Here is a 16832-nt window from a genome sequence, read left to right as displayed (position 1 = left end):
GAGGACATCATGACAGCACAGAGAATCGGTTACGAGGATATGGAAGTGGGCACGACCTACGAGATCGGCTCGCATAGGTTCACGCGCGACGAGGTCGTACGGTTCGCGGGCGAGTTTGATCCGCAGCCGTTCCACATCGACGACGCAGCAGCCGCAGCTTCGCCGTTCGGCACGTTGATCGCGAGCGGCTGGCACACGTGCTCGGTGATGATGGGGATGCTGGTGCGCGGGCCGCTCGCGAATTCGACGTCGATGGGTTCGCCCGGTATCGACGAGATTCGCTGGTTGAAGCCGGTGCGCGTCGGCGACACGATCACGATGAAGAATTCGATTCTCGACAAGCGGGTGTCGGAAAGCCGGCCCGATCGCGGCATCGTGTCGACGCAATGGGACGGGATTAATCAGGATGGTGAGACGGTAATCATTGTGCGGTCGAAGGCGATATTCGGGCTGCGCAATCCGCCGACTGCTGCATGACGAGTTTGCCCGTCGCGCCCGTCATCACGCTTGCCGATACCGGCGCGGTGCATGCGCTGCTAGGCGGCGAGCCGCTCGTCAGCGGCTGGGTCGAGATCGATCAGGCGCGTGTCGACCGGTTCGCGGACGCGACCGGCGATCGTCAATGGATTCACGTCGATCCAGAACGTGCGCGACGCGAGTCGCCGTTCGGCGGACCAATCGCGCACGGCTTCCTGACGCTGTCGCTGATTCCCGGACTGCTCGACGAGACTGTGACGCTACAGCAGCGGATGGGCGTCAACTACGGATTGAATCGCGTGCGCTTCACCGCGCCGGTGCCGGTCGGTACAAAGGTGCGAGCACGCTTTGCGGTACAGCGCGTAACCGATGTCGACGACAACGGCGTGCAGGTGGAATGGATGGTGACGCTCGAGCGCGAGGGCAGTGAGCGTCCGGTGTGCATCGCGCAGTTCATCACGCGACACCACTTCTAGATCACTTGAGATGCCGGTGCGTGACCGGCATCGTGTGCAATTAACGCTTCGCGTACTGCGTCGCGCCGAACAGCATTTCCTTCGCCTTGTCGTCCATCACCGGCTTGCGCACCGACGCAAGCACTTCGACGCCGCGTACCACGGCCGGCCGCTCGGCAATTTCCTCGTGCCAGCGCTTCACGTTCGGAAAATCGTCGAGTTCGATACCCTGGTTCTTCCATGAACGCGTCCACGGAAACGACGCGATATCCGCGATCGTGTACGCGTCGCCGGCGAGATACGCGTGCTTGCCAAGCTGCCGGTCCATCACGCCGTACAGACGACGCGTTTCGTTCGTGTAGCGGTTGATCGCGTATTCGATCGGTTCCGGCGCATAGACGCGGAAGTGGTGCGTCTGACCGAGCATCGGACCGATGCCGCCCATCTGGAACATCAGCCACTGCAGCGTCGCGTAGCGTTCGGCGGGATCGGTGGGCAGGAAGCGGCCGGTTTTCTCGGCTAGATAAATCAGGATCGCACCCGATTCGAACAGCGCGAACGGACGACCGTCGGCACCGCGCGGACCGGCCGGATCGACGATCGCGGGAATCTTGTTGTTGGGGCTGACAGCGAGGAAGTCGGGTTTGAACTGATCGCCGGCACCGATATCGACCGGATGCGCGGTGTACTCGAGGCCCGTTTCCTCGAGCATGATGTGAACCTTGTGGCCGTTCGGCGTGGCCCAGCTGTAAACGTCGATCATCGTGGCTCCTTCGTTCCGTGTAAGCGGCTCCGTCGTTCACGCGATGCGTCGCTACGCGTGTGCAGGCGAGGCCGGGCAGGCGGAAATTAGAGCATAGTTCGATCGGTGCTGCAGGCGGCTGGATGAAACGCTGCGTTTCATCCAGCGTACTGATGGACTTATGCCCGCGCCGGCAGATGACGTGCGAGTTCGAGCTTCGCGATCGCATTCCGATGCACTTCGTCGGGACCATCGGCGAAGCGCAGCGTGCGCGCGAGCGCGTACGCATACGCGAGCGGAAAGTCGTCGGACAGACCACCCGCGCCGTGTGCCTGGATCGCCCAGTCGATGATCTGACACGCCATGTTCGGCGCGACGACCTTGATCATCGCGATCTCGCCGCGCGCGCCCTTGTTGCCGACGGTGTCCATCATGTAGGCCGTTTTCAGCGTGAGCAGGCGAGCCTGTTCGATCATGCAGCGCGCCTCCGCAATACGTTCCTGCGTGACGCCCTGTTCGGCGATCGGCTTGCCGAATGCGACGCGCGAGAGCGTGCGCTTCGCCATCAGTTCGAGCGCGCGTTCGGCGAGGCCGATGAGCCGCATGCAGTGATGGATGCGGCCCGGTCCGAGCCGGCCCTGCGCGATTTCGAAGCCGCGCCCTTCGCCGAGCAGCAGATTGCCTGCAGGGACGCGCACGTTCTCGAGCGTGATCTCCATGTGACCGTGCGGCGCGTCGTCGTAACCGTACAGCGTCAGCGGGCGATGCACGGTGATGCCGGCCGCGTCGGCGGGGACGAGGATCATCGACTGCTGCTGATGGCGCGGCGCATCCGGATCGGTCTTGCCCATCACGATGTACACCTTGCAGCGCGGATCGCCCGCACCCGATGACCACCACTTGCGGCCGTTGATCACGTAGTCGTCGCCGTCTCGCGTGATGCGCGTCTGGATGTTGGTCGCATCCGACGACGCGACGTCCGGCTCCGTCATCAGGAACGCCGAGCGGATCTGCCCTTGGAGCAGCGGTTCGAGCCATTCGCGTTTATTCGCGTCGCTGCCGTAGCGCTCGATCGTCTCCATGTTGCCGGTGTCGGGCGCGTTGCAGTTGAACACTTCCGGCGCCCACGGCACCCGGCCCATGATTTCGCACAGTGGCGCGTATTCGAGATTCGTCAGTCCGGCGCCGCGTTCGGAGTCGGGCAGGAAGAGATTCCATAGACCAGCATCGCGTGCGGTCTGCTTCAGCGTTTCGATCAGCTCGGTCGGCAGCCAGGGGTTGCCGTTTTGCCGGTTGCGCGCGATTTCGCCGGTGAAGACCGGTTCGTTCGGATAGATGTGTGCGTCGAAGAACGCGAGCAGTTTTTCGCGCAGCGCGTCGACCTTCGGGGTGTAATCGAAATTCATGAGTAGCCTCGAAAAAACAGACAGCGAACGATGACGGCGCGTCGATGCAACAGCGTTGGCATCCGCACCTGCTTACCGCACTTTCTGCGCGTACTGCCACGCGAGTTCCGCCATCGGACGCGCGCGACGACCGGCGTCGAGCGCCTGCGCACTCGCAGCCGTCCCATCGACGACGCGCTTCATGATCCCCTGCAGGATCGCCGCGATGCGGAACATGTTGTACGCGAGATAGAAATTCCAGTCGCCGGGTATCCCGAACCCGGTCCGTGAGAGGTAGCGCTCAACGTAGTGCGCTTCGTCGGGAATGCCGAGCGCGGCCCAGTCGAGCCCCGCGATGCCGCGAAACTGCGACGGATCGACGTGCCATGTCATGCAGTGATACGAGAAATCGGCGAGCGGATCGCCGAGCGTCGACAGTTCCCAGTCGAGCACCGCGAGCACGCGCGGCTCGTCGGGATGGAAGATCAGATTGTCCATCCGGTAGTCGCCGTGCACGATCGACACGCGTTCGTTCGCTGCATCGCCCTGGTCGGGTATGTGCTGCGGCAGCCAGTCGATCAACCGGTTCATCGCATCGATCGGCTCGGTCTCGGATGCCTGGTACTGGCGGCTCCAGCGGCCGATCTGCCGCGTGAAATAGTTGCCCGGCTTGCCGTAGTCGGCGAGTCCGACGGCCGCGACGTCGACCGAATGCAGCGCGGCGATCACGCGATTCATCTCGTCGAAGATCGCGGTGCGTTCGGCGCTGCTCGCGCCGGGCAGCGACGGGTCCCACAGCACGCGTCCCTGCACGAACTCCATCACGTAGAACGCGCGGCCGATCACGCTTTCGTCCTCGCACAGCGCGAGCATCTTCGCGACCGGCACGTCGGTATCGGCGAGCGCATCCATCACGCGGTACTCGCGTTCGACCGCATGCGCGGACGGCAGCAGCTTCGCCGCCGGTCCTGGCTTCGCACGCATCACGTACGCGCGCTGCGGCGTGACGAGCTTGAAGGTCGGGTTCGACTGGCCGCCGGCGAACTGCTCGACCGTGAGCGGTCCCGCGAATCCGTCGACATGCGTGTCGAGCCATGTGGTCAACGCATCGACGTCGAAGCGCTGACGTCCCGACACCGGACGCGTGCCTTCGAACGCCGAATAGTCCGCGTGGGCTGCGGTGCCGTCCGTGGGATCGGCTGGTTGCACCATTGTCTCCTCCAGTTCCGGTCAGCGTCGCCGGTATTGAGTGAACTGCGCGTACAGCATTTCCATCGTCGTGTTGCGGACGTCGCGATGCAGCGGCGACGGCGGCGCGTAATTGATCGTGCGCAGCACCCAGTCGCGCGGTGACGCGCCGACGTCGAGCGCGTTGATGCAGCCGGTCGCCTGCGCGAGGTGACCGAAGAACGTGCGGCCGCCGGCAGTTAACGCATGCGACAGGATCGCGCGGTTCACGCCGCCGTGCAGCACGAGCAGCACGGTGTCCCACGATGTGTCGTCGCGCAGCGTCACGAGCGCCGGCAGCACGCGATCGAACAGCTCGCCGATCGTCTCGCCGCCGAGAAAGCGCGTGCCCTCGTCGACGATGCCGTCGAACGCGGAGAGAAACGCCGCTTCGAGATCGGCAGCGGGCAGGCTGCCCAGTTTGCCACCGCGAATTTCGCGCCATGCGGGTTCGATCTCGGGCTCGATCGTTTGACCGGTCTCGGCGAGCACGCGCTGCGCGGTTTCGACGGTGCGCGGCAATCCGCTGACGATCACGCGGTCGAAGCGGATGCCCGCTTCGGCGAACGCGCGGCCTGCGGCGCTGGCCTGACTGCGACCGTGGTCATTCAGCGGCACGGTGTCCGGATCGATCGTTCGACCGGATGCGTCGAAGTACGTGACGTCGCCGTGCCGCATCAGGAAGATGCGGCGGCGCGACGGCAACTGGAACGTGGGCGTGCTCATCGATACACCGGCGGACGTTTTTCGAGGAACGCGGTGATCCCTTCGAGCGCGTCGCCGTGATGCAACGATTCGACGAAGCTGTCGCGTTCGGCAACGAGATGATAGGCGAGCGGTTGCGCGTTGGCTGCGCCAACGAGTCCCTTGATGCGGGCGATCGCATTCGGCGAGATGCGGCCGAGTTCGTCGGCCCACGCGATCGCGGTATCGAGCGCGGTGTGCGATTTCGCGACGCGATTCACGACGCCGAGTTCGTGCAGACGCGCGGCGCCGATCGGCTTGCCTTCGATCAGCACTTCGGTTGCGAGCTGGCGCGGCAGTGCACGCGCGAGAAACCACGAGCCGCCGCCGTCGGGCGTGAGGCCGACGCGTGCATAGGACATCACGAACTTTGCATCGTCGGCGGCGACGATCAGGTCACAGGCGAGCGCGAGCGAAAACCCCGCGCCGGCCGCCGCACCTTCGACGGCCGCGATCACCGGCTTCGACGATGCACGCAGCGCGGTGATCCACTCGCCGAGCAGGTCGATGCTTTGCGCCTGCACCGACGGATCTTTCGCGCGGTTCTCGAGCAGCCGGTTCAGGTTACCGCCCGCGCAGAAGAAATGATCGGCGCCGGTGATGACGATTGCGCGGGTCGACGGATCGCGTTCGGCCGAGTCGATCGCCTCGATGCCGGCCGCGTACATGTCCGGATGCAGCGCGTTGCGCGCGCCGGGGTTCGAGAGCGTGAGCACGAGCGTCGACGCGCGGTCGTCGCTGCCGGTGAGCGTGGGGCGGCTAGTCAGCAGTTCGGCGCTCATTGTTGTGATCCTTCGGCGGCATCGCCTTGAGTCAGCGACAGACCGAGCTGTGCGCGGCGTGCCAGCCACGGCGACGGCCGGTAGCGCGGATCGCCGAGCACGCGGGAGATGTTGCGCAGGATCGTCAGGATCGTGCTGGTGCCGAGCGCGTCGCCGAGCGCGAGCGGACCGCGTGGATAACCGAGGCCGAGCGTCACTGCGAGGTCGATGTCCTGCGGCGACGCGATCTGCTTCTGCGCGATGTCGCAGCCGATGTTGACGATCGTCGCGACGACCCGCTGCGCGACAAAGCCGGTCGAATCGCGGATCACGGTGACGGGCACGCCGTCGGCGGCGAAGAGCGCGTGCGCGGCATCGCGGATATCGCGTGTGGTGGCCGGTGTGGTCATCAGCGTGCGGCGTTGCGCACCGATGAGCGGGAACAGCGTATCGATCGCGACGACACGGCGTGCGTCGAGCGCTTCGTCGACGGCGGCCGTAGTCGCATCGAGTCCGAGCGGCGTGACGACGATCAGCGAATCGGCGGCGGGCGTATCGCCTTCGTCGAGCGCAACGCCGGCTTTCGCGACGAGCTGCAGTACCGCATCGCGCGCACATGCGTGCTGTTTGCTGACCCATACGCGTGCGGGCAGCGCGGTCGGCGCGGGTGCTTCGGGCGGCACCTGTTGCTTGCCGTCGACGTAGCGATAAAACCCTTCACCCGTCTTGCGACCGAGCAGGCCGCCCGCGAGCCGCGTGCCGGTGATCGGTGACGGCGTGAAGCGCGGCTCTTCGTAGAACTGGTGATAGATCGATTCCATCACCGGGTGCGATACGTCGAGTGCGGTCAGGTCGAGCAGTTCGAACGGCCCGAGACGAAAGCCTGCCTGCTCGCGCATGATCCGATCGACGTCGACGAAACTCGCGACGCCTTCGCCGGCGATGCGCAGCCCTTCGGTGTTCATCCCACGGCCCGCGTGATTGACGATGAAGCCGGGCATATCCTTCGCGCGGACCGGTGTGTGGCCCATGCGACGCGCGAGCGCCATTAGCGCATCGCCGACGGCTGGGTCGCTGCGCAGACCGTCGATTACTTCGACGACCTTCATCAGCGGCACCGGATTGAAGAAGTGATAGCCGACCACCCGCGACGGATCGGTACACGTGGCGGCGATCGCCGTGATCGACAGCGACGACGTGTTCGACGCGAGCACGCAGCCGCCGCTGACGACCGTCTCCAGTTCGCGGAACAGCGTACGCTTCACGTCGAGGTTTTCGACGATCGCCTCGATCACGAGATCGCAGCCGGCGAGGTCGCCGACCGTCTGCGCACCGCTCACACACGCGAGCGCGGCCAGCGAGCGTGCGTGCTCGAGCTTGCCTTTCTCGGTGAGCTTTGCGAAGGTTTCAGCGAGATAGTCGCGCGCGGCGCCGACGGCGGCCGGGTTGGTGTCGTACAGGCGCACGTTCAGGCCGGCGAGCGCGGCGATCTGCGCGATGCCGCGGCCCATCGCGCCGGTGCCGACGATGCCGATGGTCTCGATGCTGGTGGGGCGAGAGGTCATTGCGTTACTGGCTCCATGATTGTTTTAGAATAGCACGGTCGTACATTTTCATTGCAGTGATCGGCTCGACGCGAAATCGAAAGAAGCAGATACGCCGCCGGCATCGTGCCGGGCGGTACAGGAAACCTGTCGAAGGAGACATCCCATCATGATCCGGCTGTGTGGCTATGCGCTGTCGAACTACTACAACAAGGTGAAGTTCGCGTTGCTCGAATACGGGATTCCGTTCGAAGAAATTTTCGTCGAGCCGTCGCAGGACGAAGCGGTGCGCGCGCACTCGCCGCTCGGCAAGGTGCCGTACATCCAGACCGACGACGGCGACCTGTGCGAGTCGCAGCCGATCGTCGAATACCTCGCGGCGCGCTATCCGGACAAGGAAATTTTCTCGCGCGATCCGTGGGAAGCGGCGAAGGAGCGCGAGCTGATCGTGTTTATCGATCTGCATCTCGAACTCGTCGCGCGCGAGTTGTACAAGGAGGCGTTTTTCGGCGGCAAGATCAGCGATGGGTCGAAAGCGTTGATCGAGAAGCGGCTCATGCGGCATGTGGCCGGCTTTAAGCAGCTCGCGCAGTTCGCGCCGTTTCTGCGCGGCGAGCGCTTCAGCATCGCGGACATCGCGGGCTACCTGAACCTGCCGCTCGTCGGCATGGCGACGCAGGCGATCTACGGACGCGATTTTCTGCTCGACGCGGGGATCGACTGGAAGGCGTACACGAAGGGGATCAGCGGACGTCCTGCGGCACAGCGCGTGACCGGGGATCGGAAGGCGTATGTCGCGTCGGTGCAGGCTAAGGGAGCGTAGCGCGCAAGACGGTTGTATTCGCGCTCGTGATGGGGTCTGCAACGGTGCGTGCGGAGCCGTGTGTAATGGTCGTCGTGCGGGTTGCGTCGTCAGCGATTGCAGCGTAGATGGCGGAGGCAGCATTGCCGATGCCATCGCTCGTGCCGCACCATCGTTCCTATAAGAAACCCCGATTTCACCGATGAATGAAGCGCGGAACGGCGAACAGTGCAGGCGGGTTCGCATCGCCGCGCGCTCCATTGCATCAGAGCTTCGCGAGCCGCTCGAGCGCGGTGGCGAGCGTGCTTTCTTTCTTCGCGAAGCAGAAGCGCACGACGCCCGACTCGTGCGGCGCGTGATAAAACGCCGACACCGGAATCGCGGCGACGCCGATCTCTGTTGTGAGCCACTGGGCGAAGTCGGCTTCCGGTAGATCGCTGATCGCCGAGTAGTCGACGCACTGGAAATACGTGCCCGTGCACGGCAGCAGTTTGAAGCGCGTGCCGGCGAGACCCGCGCGGAAGAAGTCGCGCTTCTTCTGATAGAACGCGGGCAGCTCCACGTACGGCGCCGGATCGCGCAGGTAGTCGGCGAGGCCGATCTGCATCGGCGTGTTGACCGTGAACACGTTGAACTGGTGGACCTTGCGAAACTCGGCGGTCAGCGCAGCCGGTGCCGCGACATAACCCACTTTCCAGCCCGTCACGTGATACGTCTTGCCGAAGCTCGATACGACGAAGCTGCGTTGCGCAAGCTCCGGATAGCGCGCGACGCTTTCGTGCGGCGCGCCATCGTAGACCATGTGCTCGTAGACCTCGTCGGAGAGGATCAATACGTTCGTGCCGCGCACGATCTCCTCGAGCCGGCGCATGTCTTCCGCGCGCCACACGGTGCCGGTCGGATTGTGCGGCGTGTTGATCAGCAGTAGCCGCGTTTTCGGCGTGATCGCGGCGGCGAGACGGTCGAACGGAATCCGGTAGTCGGGCGCTTCGAGCGTGACGAAGACGGGCTTGCCGCCCGCGAGGTGAATAGACGGCAGATAGCTGTCGTAGGTCGGCTCGACGACGATCACTTCGTCGCCGGGATGCACGCTGCACAGGATCGCGGTGAGGAGCGCCTGCGTCGCGCCCGCGGTCACGGTGATTTCGGTCGCGGGGTTGTAGCGACGGCCGTACAGGTTCGCGATCTTGTCGGCGATCGCTTCGCGCAGCGGCGCAACGCCGGCCATCGGCGGGTACTGGTTGTGACCGGTCTGCATCGCGCGGGTCACGGCGTCGACGATGCGCGGATCGCAATCGAAATCGGGGAAGCCTTGGCCGAGATTCACCGCGCCTTTTTCGGCGGCGAGCGCGCTCATCACGGTGAAGATCGTCGTGCCGACATCCGGCAGACGGGACGGAAACGAAGGAGTGGTCGGCGTGTCGTGCGGTGCGTTCATGGCGCGGGTCCGGAGCGTGGGTCGATCGCGATAAGGATTCGATTGTAGGGAAAGGGGCGACGGCGTATCCGTCAGGCCGGTGCGGGCTCGCTCGACGGTTCGGGTACACACTCGGCGACGAATGCAGCAGGCTGTGCGATCCGGAAGCCGAAATCGCGTGCGACGCGGCGCGCGAGCTTCAGCACCGCGCGGTCTTTCGACACGAGCCAGTCGGCGCCGGCCGCGTGCGCGAGTTCGAGAAATTTCTGGTCGTCGCGGTCCTTGCACTTCGGCAACGGCAACGAATCTTCAGACGGTGCCGCCGGTTCGACCACTTGCACGAGCCGCGCTAGCGTCGCCAGTGCCGCTTCTTTATCGACCGCGCGACGCACGAACTGCGGATAGTCGAGCACGTACGCGAGTTCCGCGTGGCAGCGCGCGTCGATCAGCGCGATGAGCGTGCCGCGTTCGAGCGCGTCGCGGATCGGCCGCGTGAACGCGTCGTCGAACACGAGGATGTCGATCCACACGTTGGAGTCGAGAACGACGCGAAGCGCGTCGCGGGAGGCATGGGAACCGGGCATTCGTTACAATCTGGCTTTCGTCTATGACCGCCAGGCACGGCGTGCCTGCAAGCCTCTATGATAATCGTTCTGTCGCCGGCGAAATCGCTGGACTACGAAACGCCGCCGCACGTCCGGAAACACACGCTCCCCGATTTCATCGAAGATGCCGCCGAACTGATCGGCGGATTGCGTTGCCTGTCGCCGCAGCAGATCTCCACGCTGATGGATATTTCCGATCCGCTCGCGCGGCTCAATTTCCAGCGTTACGCGGACTGGTCGCCTGAGTTCGGCACGCACAACGCCAAGCAGGCCGTGCTTGCGTTCAACGGCGACGTGTACGAAGGGCTCGACGCGCGTTCGCTGTCGGCCGCCGATCTCGACTATGCGCAGAAGCACGTGCGCGTGTTGTCGGGACTGTACGGGCTGCTGCGTCCGCTCGATCTGCTGCAGCCGTACCGGCTCGAAATGGGCACGCGCTTCGCGAACGGGCGCGGCAAGGATCTGTACGCGTTCTGGGGCGAGCGCATCACGCACGCGTTGAACGCGCAGTTGAAGAAGAACACGCGTGCGGCGAAGGTGCTGGTTAATTGCGCGTCGACCGAATACTTCAGGTCGGTGAAACCGAAGCTGCTCGACGCGCCGGTCGTCACGCCGGTGTTCGAGGACTGGAAGGGCGGGCGCTACAAGGTCATCAGCTTTCACGCGAAACGCGCGCGCGGCATGATGGCGCGCTACGCGGTCGAGGGCCGGCTTGAGGCGCCCGAACAGTTGAAGGGTTTCGACGCGGAAGGTTATGCGTTCGATGCCGACGCGTCGAACGATTCGACGTATGTGTTTCGCCGCCGCATCGGGATTTGAGCCTTTGCGACAACGCTAGCGGCAGCGACCGATCAGACAAAAGCAGGAAGACATCATGACGCTTTCCATCACGAGCAATTTCGACGCAGGTGCCATCGACGTGGTGTCGTGCGACCAACCCGCCGACATTCGCCTCCGCGTACGGCGCGACAGTCACGCGGAATTCGCGCAGTGGTTTTATTTCCGCTTGTCGGGCGCACGCGGCGAACGCTGCGTGATGACGTTCGAGAACGCGGCCGACTGCGCGTTCGCGGCGGGCTGGCAGGACTATCAGGCGATGGCCAGCTACGATCGGGTGAACTGGTTCCGCGTGCCGACCTCGTACGACGGTCGCGTGATGATCATCGATCACACGCCGGATTTCGACAGCATCTACTACGCGTACTTCGAGCCGTACAGCGAGGAGCGCCACGCCGAATTTCTCGGCGCGGTCCAGCAGATGCCGCACGCGATGCTGACCGAACTCGGTCGGACCGTCGAAGGCCGTCCGATGTCGCTGCTGACGCTCGGCGCACCGGACGACGAATCGAAGCCGAAGAAGAAAGTGTGGATCATCGCGCGCCAGCATCCGGGCGAAACGATGGCGGAGTGGTTTGTCGAAGGGCTAGTCAAGCGGCTGTCGGGGTGGGGCGACTGGGCAGGCGATCCGGTGGCGCGCAAGTTGTACGACCACGCGACTTTCTACATCGTCCCGAACATGAATCCCGACGGCAGCGTGCGCGGCAATCTGCGCACCAACGCGGCCGGCGCGAACCTGAATCGCGAATGGCTCGAGCCGGATGCGGCGCGCAGCCCCGAGGTGCTCGTCGTGCGCGACGCGATCCATGCGACGGGTTGCGATCTGTTCTTCGATATTCACGGCGACGAAGCGTTGCCGTATGTGTTCGTCGCCGGCTCGGAAATGCTGCCGGGTTTCACGGAAAGCCAGGCCACCGAGCAGAAGGCGTTCATCGAAGCGTTCAAGCACGCAAGCCCGGACTTCCAGGACAAGTACGGCTACGAAGCGGGGAAGTACCGGCAGGACGCGCTAAAGCTCGCGTCGAAGTACATCGGGCATGAGTTCGGTTGCCTGTCACTGACGCTCGAGATGCCGTTCAAGGACAACGCGAATCTGCCGGACGAACGGGTGGGCTGGAATGGCGAACGCAGCGCGGCGCTGGGTGCCGCGATGTTGCAGGCGATTCTGCGGCACGTCGAGACGTTCGTGTGAGACTCGTTCGAGTCTGCTAGCGCGTCGGTTTAGCCGAAGCGAAGAGTACGGGGAGTGCGCGGGATGCGCGCTCCCCGTACTCTTTTTGGGCGATTGTATGGACCGCAGGTGACGCGAAGCGGCGTCGCTTTTTGCGCTGCCACTTCCGCAGGTGTTGCTTGCGATGTCGATCGTGCGTTACTTCGCCTTCTTTGCCTTTGTGGTTTTCTTCGCGCCCGCATGCGGTGCCGCCTTCGTGCCCGATCGGGAAGTCGACTTGCCGGACGCGGCGCTCTTCGAGCCCTTGCCCGTCGATTTCTTCACGCCGTGTTTGCCGTGCAGCGCTTTCTTCTTGCCCGACGACGAACTGGGGCTGGCTCGCGGGCTCGCGGGCGGGACCGGATCGTTCCAGCTGAACGCGAGCATCTGGTTGCCGACGTAGCCGCAGCGGAATTTCAGAGCCATCGGATCGCCGCCGCTGTTCTGCGGAATGCCGAGGCCTTCGACCGTGACGATGCTGTCCACCCTGACGCGCTGCTTGCCGTCGTCGAACGAATCGTTCCACGGCGTGACCGACGCGTGCGAGCTGTCGAATGAACTGGGTGGGAAATCGACGTGGTCGAATGCCGACGACGTGCTGGCGACGAAATTCGCATGGGCGGCGCAGTCGGCGACGAGCGGGTCCGCATGCATTTCGTTGATGAAGCGGGTGACGAGTGCGTTGTGTTCGTCGAGCTGATCGGCAAAGGCGGAGGTCGCGCAGGCGAGCGAGATGCCCACCGCGCACACTGCCAGCCTGCCGACCCAGCGCATCAAGCGGCGCGGAGTGTTGGTGCGATCCATCTAGTTAGAGTGTCGAGACGTCAGGCACGTAAGATGCCGGGCTACCGAAAGGAGTTCAATCCGTGCCGCAATTATTTTGCAGCGCGATGAACATGAGTTGCCGTCGGGCGGCATGCGGGAAGCATTGTAGAGGATCGGCGTACCCCGGCGCACTTTACGTACGTGGACCGCCTAGGCGATAGCGGCGGATGTCGTACGTCGTGACCCACGCGGGGCGATAGACGGCGATCAACGCCGTGGACATACCCGTGAACCAGGCTTCGGCGGTGGCGAGCAGGAAGGCGCTGAACACGTAGCCGACTGGAATCACAGTGGCTGAGCCGTCGGCGAGTGCGAGCTGTATCGTGAGTGCGACTGCCGACGCGCCCGTGACCGCGATGGCCGGCGACACGAAGCCCTGACCGAAGATGAACACGAAGAGATTGCGTGGCAGCCACGCGGCGCTCGCGCGTTGCAGCAGCGCTGAAATACAGACGGGCAGCGCGCCGAATACGAGGAACGTCAATGCAATGCCTTGCCACGGCGCATCGAAAATAACGGCGGCAAGACCGGTGACGACAGCCATCGCGATCAACGCGAGCGCCCAGTCGAATAACGTAACGACGAGCGTCGCGCCGAGCAGATGCATCACGGTGCCGTCGTCGAGCCATGCGTTGCTGGCCCATAACACCGAAATCGCCACGATGATCGCGAGCCATACGTGCTGCAGTGTGCCGTCCTGCAGACGCTTGAACGGGTTTCTCCACAACGCGAGCGCAAGCAGCCCCGCAGTGGCAATCCAGCCACCGACAGCGACCCAGAACGGAAGCGGCGTATAGAGGAAACCCATACATCTCATATTACTCGTTGGGGACGGAAACGTGTGAGCGGATTCCGTGCCAGCCATGCAACGCACGACCGGCAAGGAAGATACGCCAGACTCAGGGCGACCCGCATGTTCCCGGACCGCCGAATGGAACGACAGGCTCGGCTGCCATCGGCAGCGGGTCTTCGTTGTCGTCGTTGCGCCATGGGTACAGGAACGTCGACCGTGTCCCGCTGCGCAACGGGATCGGACCGGCTTCGCCGAGGGCGGGTCGCGGGGTCTGCTGGAGCTGGCTGCGCAGCACTTCGAGTTGAGCCGCGAGCCAGCCGTTGTAGATGGCGACCGCTGCTGCGCGATTGGGTGCACCGAGCTGCTGGAAAATGCTCGCCAGATGGATCTTGACCGTGCCCTCGCTAATGCCGAGCGTACGGGCGATCATCTTGTTCGTGCTGCCCATGTGTACGCAACGCATGATCTGCTGCTGACGCGGCGATAACCGGTTGATGAAACGTGGCCTGCGCGGCACTGTCGGCAAATCGTCCGGCTGACGCGGTGCCGTATCGATAGGCGGAGGCGCAGCGAGGGCGAATGCGTCGGGCGGCACGTAGTGGGTCCCCAGCAATACGATTTCGAACGCATGAACGATAAGGCGCGGGTCCATCACGCGAGGAATGACCCCGCGCACACCTCCGTTGAACAGTGCCCGCGCGCTTGCCGGCGACGCATGATCGGTCAGCACAGCGACCAGCAGCCCCGGATGGGCGGCGATCAGCTCGCGGATGTCGGCGAGTCGCATCCAGTCCTGCCAGTCGACAACAAGCAGGTCGAACCGATGTCGCTGTAATGCGCGGTCAGCTTGAAGCCAGTCCTGCGCTTCGACGAAGCGTGCGTGCCGGTCGATTTGTCGCAAGAGCGCTTTGAGTCCGTCGCGTCGTTCCGCGTCGGAGTTGAGAACCGAAAATCGCATGCATTGTCTCCCTTAGATCGCTCGAAGTGACCCGTCGCATGCATTCGGTGAAGTCCGACTGCAGCGCGGTGCCGTCGAACCAATGATGACAAATTACTTGCGGTGCGACCCCCTATCCAGACGGTATAGGCTAAATCTGATTGCCAAAAAAATGCCCCGCGAGCAGAAGCCATTCGCGGGGCATGGTGAATCCTTGTGACAAGATTTGGCGCGCTTTGCACGCAACCGGTTTTAGTGAAAGTGAGGTTGTGCTGGTTCGGCGTCTTCAGGCATTTCCGCATGAACGATTTCGCCGAGCGGATCTGCATAGAGTGGAACACCGCAGTCGTCGCAATACTCGGGTTCGAAGCGGCCAGCATGACGGCGGATATCGGTGATGCCCGTTTCCTTCAGCAGCGCGACGATTTCTTCGATCGGACCGTCGGCAGGCGTTGCATCCTGCGGTTCCTCGTCGATGCCGGCCTCGCCGTTCTCGCGACCGTACAGCGGCCAGACGACGCCGTAGAGCACATCGTTGCTGCCGCGGCGCGTGAAGCCCACGCGATACTCATCGATCCGACGTTCGCCGAAACCGGCAACGACCGCCCGCAGTTCCTGCGGTGCCGCGCCGATCGTGTCGAACAGGTAACGCACTGCCGTGCGGACGGTGTGCGGGCGTACGCGCTCGTCGGCGTCGCGGCAAGCGGAGTAGTACGCGTCCGGCAACAGGCATTCGAATTCGCATCCGGGCAATACCAGCGACAGATTTGCACCACCCTGGGTCGCCCATTGTTCGAGGCACTGGCCGCGTTCGATCCGCGTGCTGTGTTCTTCTTCCTGCCAACGAAAGACGGCGGCGCCGACCGGCGCGGCTACGACGGCCAGCAGGAAACGTGGGTCGGCAAGAATCGGCGATGTTTCCGGCAGGTCGCCAAAGTTGATCCGTGCAGATGCGCCACCGAGCGCTGCTTGCGACAACTGCTGCGCGATGCGCCAGGTTTCGACGTGATGGCGCGGCAACTGGTCGATGCTATAGAGGAACGGCGCCATCGCGACACGTGTGTCGGCAGCGAGAACATGCGCTTGTAGATGCGCGCGCAGGGCATCTGCTGCGTCGTTCTTCAGCGGACCGGAAGGAATCGCGTAGCGTGTCCACGCGAGTACCGGTGCGGCGATTAGCAGCGCTTCGTACGGCACGCCGTCGTGCTCGACGATGAAGGATTCGCTATGGGTTTCCGCCATGTCGGCGAGGGCGCCGTACGCATCCGGATGGTTTTGTTGCAGATGATCTAGAGCGGCATCGAGCGTTGTTTGATTGCCGTTACGCACGATCTTGACTAGCAGCGTATCGAGCTTCGCTTCCCAGAAGCGGTCCTCGGTACGGCTACCCGATGCGAACAGGGCAAGCGATAGTCCAACCAGCTTGTCGGCATCGGGGGGGAGGCGTTTGGCGATTCGCGAGCGCATAAATCCGGGAGTGAGGTGCAAAGAACCACACATTCTAGTCGGTTCCGGGCGGAGACATCATCTGCTCTTGATCCCGGAGGTTGGTGTGCTTTGGTGTGTGGAGTAAGGCAGATCCGATTGTGCTTATTTGCGAGGTACATCGATGCCTTGAGCGGCAGCCGCGTCGCGAAAATAGAAGCTTCAAATTAACGCTTGCGCGCGCAGTCCGAGATGACTAGAATTGCGGACTTTCGCGCTTCGGTAAGTGGAGTGCGGAAGGCGGGAGAGCCAGCAATGGCGGGGATTTCCGGGCGGGCAGGTTAGCGGGAAGAAGTGATAAACCTGTTGACGAGCGAACGGAAAGTCTTCATAATCTCGTTTCTCTGCTGCATGGCGGCAGACGCGGAGTGAGTCGGTGGTGGTAGTGCCGGTTTGCGACGTGAACGATCTTTAAAAACTAACAGCCGATAAGTGTGGGCGCTCGATGGCAAGGCGGGTTTCAGATGATGAGTCTGAAGCCGGCATAAGTATCGAGAGTCTCACACTAAAGTAAGTCAGGTTTTTGAATTTCAGGATTCAGGACCTGTCATCTTTGAGTGAGCGACCTGTCCGAGAGGACAGAAAA

General features: G+C 63.5%; 17 protein-coding genes. 5 read left to right on the top strand and 12 right to left on the bottom strand.

The window, feature by feature from the left end:
* Positions 1-9: 9 nt before the first annotated feature.
* Together E1748_RS28090 and E1748_RS28085 are read left to right on the top strand one after the other, a co-directional pair.
* A complete protein-coding gene (locus E1748_RS28090; RefSeq protein WP_133650577.1) occupies positions 10-477 on the top strand; it encodes a MaoC family dehydratase in 468 nt (155 codons plus the stop codon).
* Entirely contained in the window at positions 474-953 is a 480-nt protein-coding gene (locus E1748_RS28085) for a MaoC family dehydratase (protein ID WP_133650576.1), read from the top strand. Before E1748_RS28090 ends, E1748_RS28085 begins: the two co-directional genes overlap by 4 nt.
* Before the next feature lie 40 nt (positions 954-993).
* On the opposite strand, the gene E1748_RS28080 is transcribed toward E1748_RS28085, so the two are convergent.
* The 6 genes from E1748_RS28080 to E1748_RS28055 all read right to left on the bottom strand — a co-directional run bounded on the left by E1748_RS28080 (position 994) and on the right by E1748_RS28055 (position 7356).
* A complete protein-coding gene (locus tag E1748_RS28080) occupies positions 994-1695 on the bottom strand; it encodes a glutathione binding-like protein (protein ID WP_133650575.1) in 702 nt (233 codons plus the stop codon).
* A gap of 158 nt (positions 1696-1853) precedes the next feature.
* On the bottom strand, positions 1854-3080 hold the full coding sequence (locus E1748_RS28075) for an acyl-CoA dehydrogenase family protein (RefSeq protein ID WP_133650574.1): 1227 nt from the start codon (positions 3078-3080) through the stop codon (positions 1854-1856).
* A gap of 72 nt (positions 3081-3152) precedes the next feature.
* Complete coding sequence (locus E1748_RS28070) at positions 3153-4271, bottom strand: phosphotransferase (protein ID WP_133650573.1); 1119 nt, start codon at positions 4269-4271, stop codon at positions 3153-3155.
* Between the two features lie 18 nt (positions 4272-4289).
* A complete protein-coding gene (locus tag E1748_RS28065; protein ID WP_133650572.1) occupies positions 4290-5012 on the bottom strand; it encodes a histidine phosphatase family protein in 723 nt (240 codons plus the stop codon).
* Positions 5009-5812 carry an oxepin-CoA hydrolase, alternative type gene (locus E1748_RS28060; protein ID WP_133650571.1) on the bottom strand — a complete coding sequence of 268 codons (804 nt, stop codon included), beginning with the start codon at positions 5810-5812 and terminating at the stop codon, positions 5009-5011. Before E1748_RS28060 ends, E1748_RS28065 begins: the two co-directional genes overlap by 4 nt.
* Entirely contained in the window at positions 5809-7356 is a 1548-nt protein-coding gene (locus E1748_RS28055) for a 3-hydroxyacyl-CoA dehydrogenase (protein ID WP_133650570.1), read from the bottom strand. Before E1748_RS28055 ends, E1748_RS28060 begins: the two co-directional genes overlap by 4 nt.
* 148 nt (positions 7357-7504) lie before the next feature.
* Between E1748_RS28055 and E1748_RS28050 the strand changes: the two genes are divergently transcribed.
* A complete protein-coding gene (locus tag E1748_RS28050; protein ID WP_133650569.1) occupies positions 7505-8158 on the top strand; it encodes a glutathione S-transferase family protein in 654 nt (217 codons plus the stop codon).
* Between the two features lie 244 nt (positions 8159-8402).
* Here the strand turns inward: E1748_RS28050 and E1748_RS28045 are convergent, their stop codons facing one another.
* Together E1748_RS28045 and E1748_RS28040 are read right to left on the bottom strand one after the other, a co-directional pair.
* Complete coding sequence (locus E1748_RS28045; protein WP_133650568.1) at positions 8403-9575, bottom strand: pyridoxal phosphate-dependent aminotransferase; 1173 nt, start codon at positions 9573-9575, stop codon at positions 8403-8405.
* A gap of 71 nt (positions 9576-9646) precedes the next feature.
* Complete coding sequence (locus E1748_RS28040; RefSeq protein WP_133650567.1) at positions 9647-10138, bottom strand: putative toxin-antitoxin system toxin component, PIN family; 492 nt, start codon at positions 10136-10138, stop codon at positions 9647-9649.
* Between the two features lie 57 nt (positions 10139-10195).
* Here E1748_RS28040 and yaaA point away from each other — a divergent pair, with 57 nt between their 5' ends.
* Together yaaA and E1748_RS28030 are read left to right on the top strand one after the other, a co-directional pair.
* The gene (gene yaaA, locus E1748_RS28035; protein ID WP_133650566.1) at positions 10196-10978 is read left to right on the top strand and encodes a peroxide stress protein YaaA; all 783 of its coding nucleotides are present in this window, start codon (positions 10196-10198) and stop codon (positions 10976-10978) included.
* Between the two features lie 55 nt (positions 10979-11033).
* On the top strand, positions 11034-12188 hold the full coding sequence (locus E1748_RS28030; RefSeq protein ID WP_133650565.1) for a M14 family metallopeptidase: 1155 nt from the start codon (positions 11034-11036) through the stop codon (positions 12186-12188).
* Positions 12189-12365: 177 nt separating this feature from the next.
* Here E1748_RS28030 and E1748_RS28025 read toward each other — a convergent pair whose 3' ends face one another.
* From E1748_RS28025 to E1748_RS28010, 4 genes are all read right to left on the bottom strand, one after another.
* Positions 12366-13010 (bottom strand): BspC domain-containing protein, encoded by a 645-nt coding sequence (locus tag E1748_RS28025; RefSeq protein ID WP_133650564.1) that lies wholly within the window; start codon positions 13008-13010, stop codon positions 12366-12368.
* 154 nt (positions 13011-13164) lie between these two features.
* Positions 13165-13839 carry an energy-coupling factor ABC transporter permease gene (locus E1748_RS28020; RefSeq protein WP_133650563.1) on the bottom strand — a complete coding sequence of 225 codons (675 nt, stop codon included), beginning with the start codon at positions 13837-13839 and terminating at the stop codon, positions 13165-13167.
* A gap of 91 nt (positions 13840-13930) precedes the next feature.
* Positions 13931-14782 (bottom strand): LuxR C-terminal-related transcriptional regulator, encoded by an 852-nt coding sequence (locus E1748_RS28015; protein WP_133650562.1) that lies wholly within the window; start codon positions 14780-14782, stop codon positions 13931-13933.
* A gap of 231 nt (positions 14783-15013) precedes the next feature.
* Entirely contained in the window at positions 15014-16228 is a 1215-nt protein-coding gene (locus E1748_RS28010) for a DUF2863 family protein (protein ID WP_133650561.1), read from the bottom strand.
* Between the last annotated feature and the right edge of the window lie 604 nt (positions 16229-16832).

Source organism: Paraburkholderia flava (assembly GCF_004359985.1).
Lineage (GTDB): Bacteria > Pseudomonadota > Gammaproteobacteria > Burkholderiales > Burkholderiaceae > Paraburkholderia > Paraburkholderia flava.
Note: the sequence above shows the minus strand (reverse complement) of the source record. Positions and strands in the feature narration are given on the sequence as shown.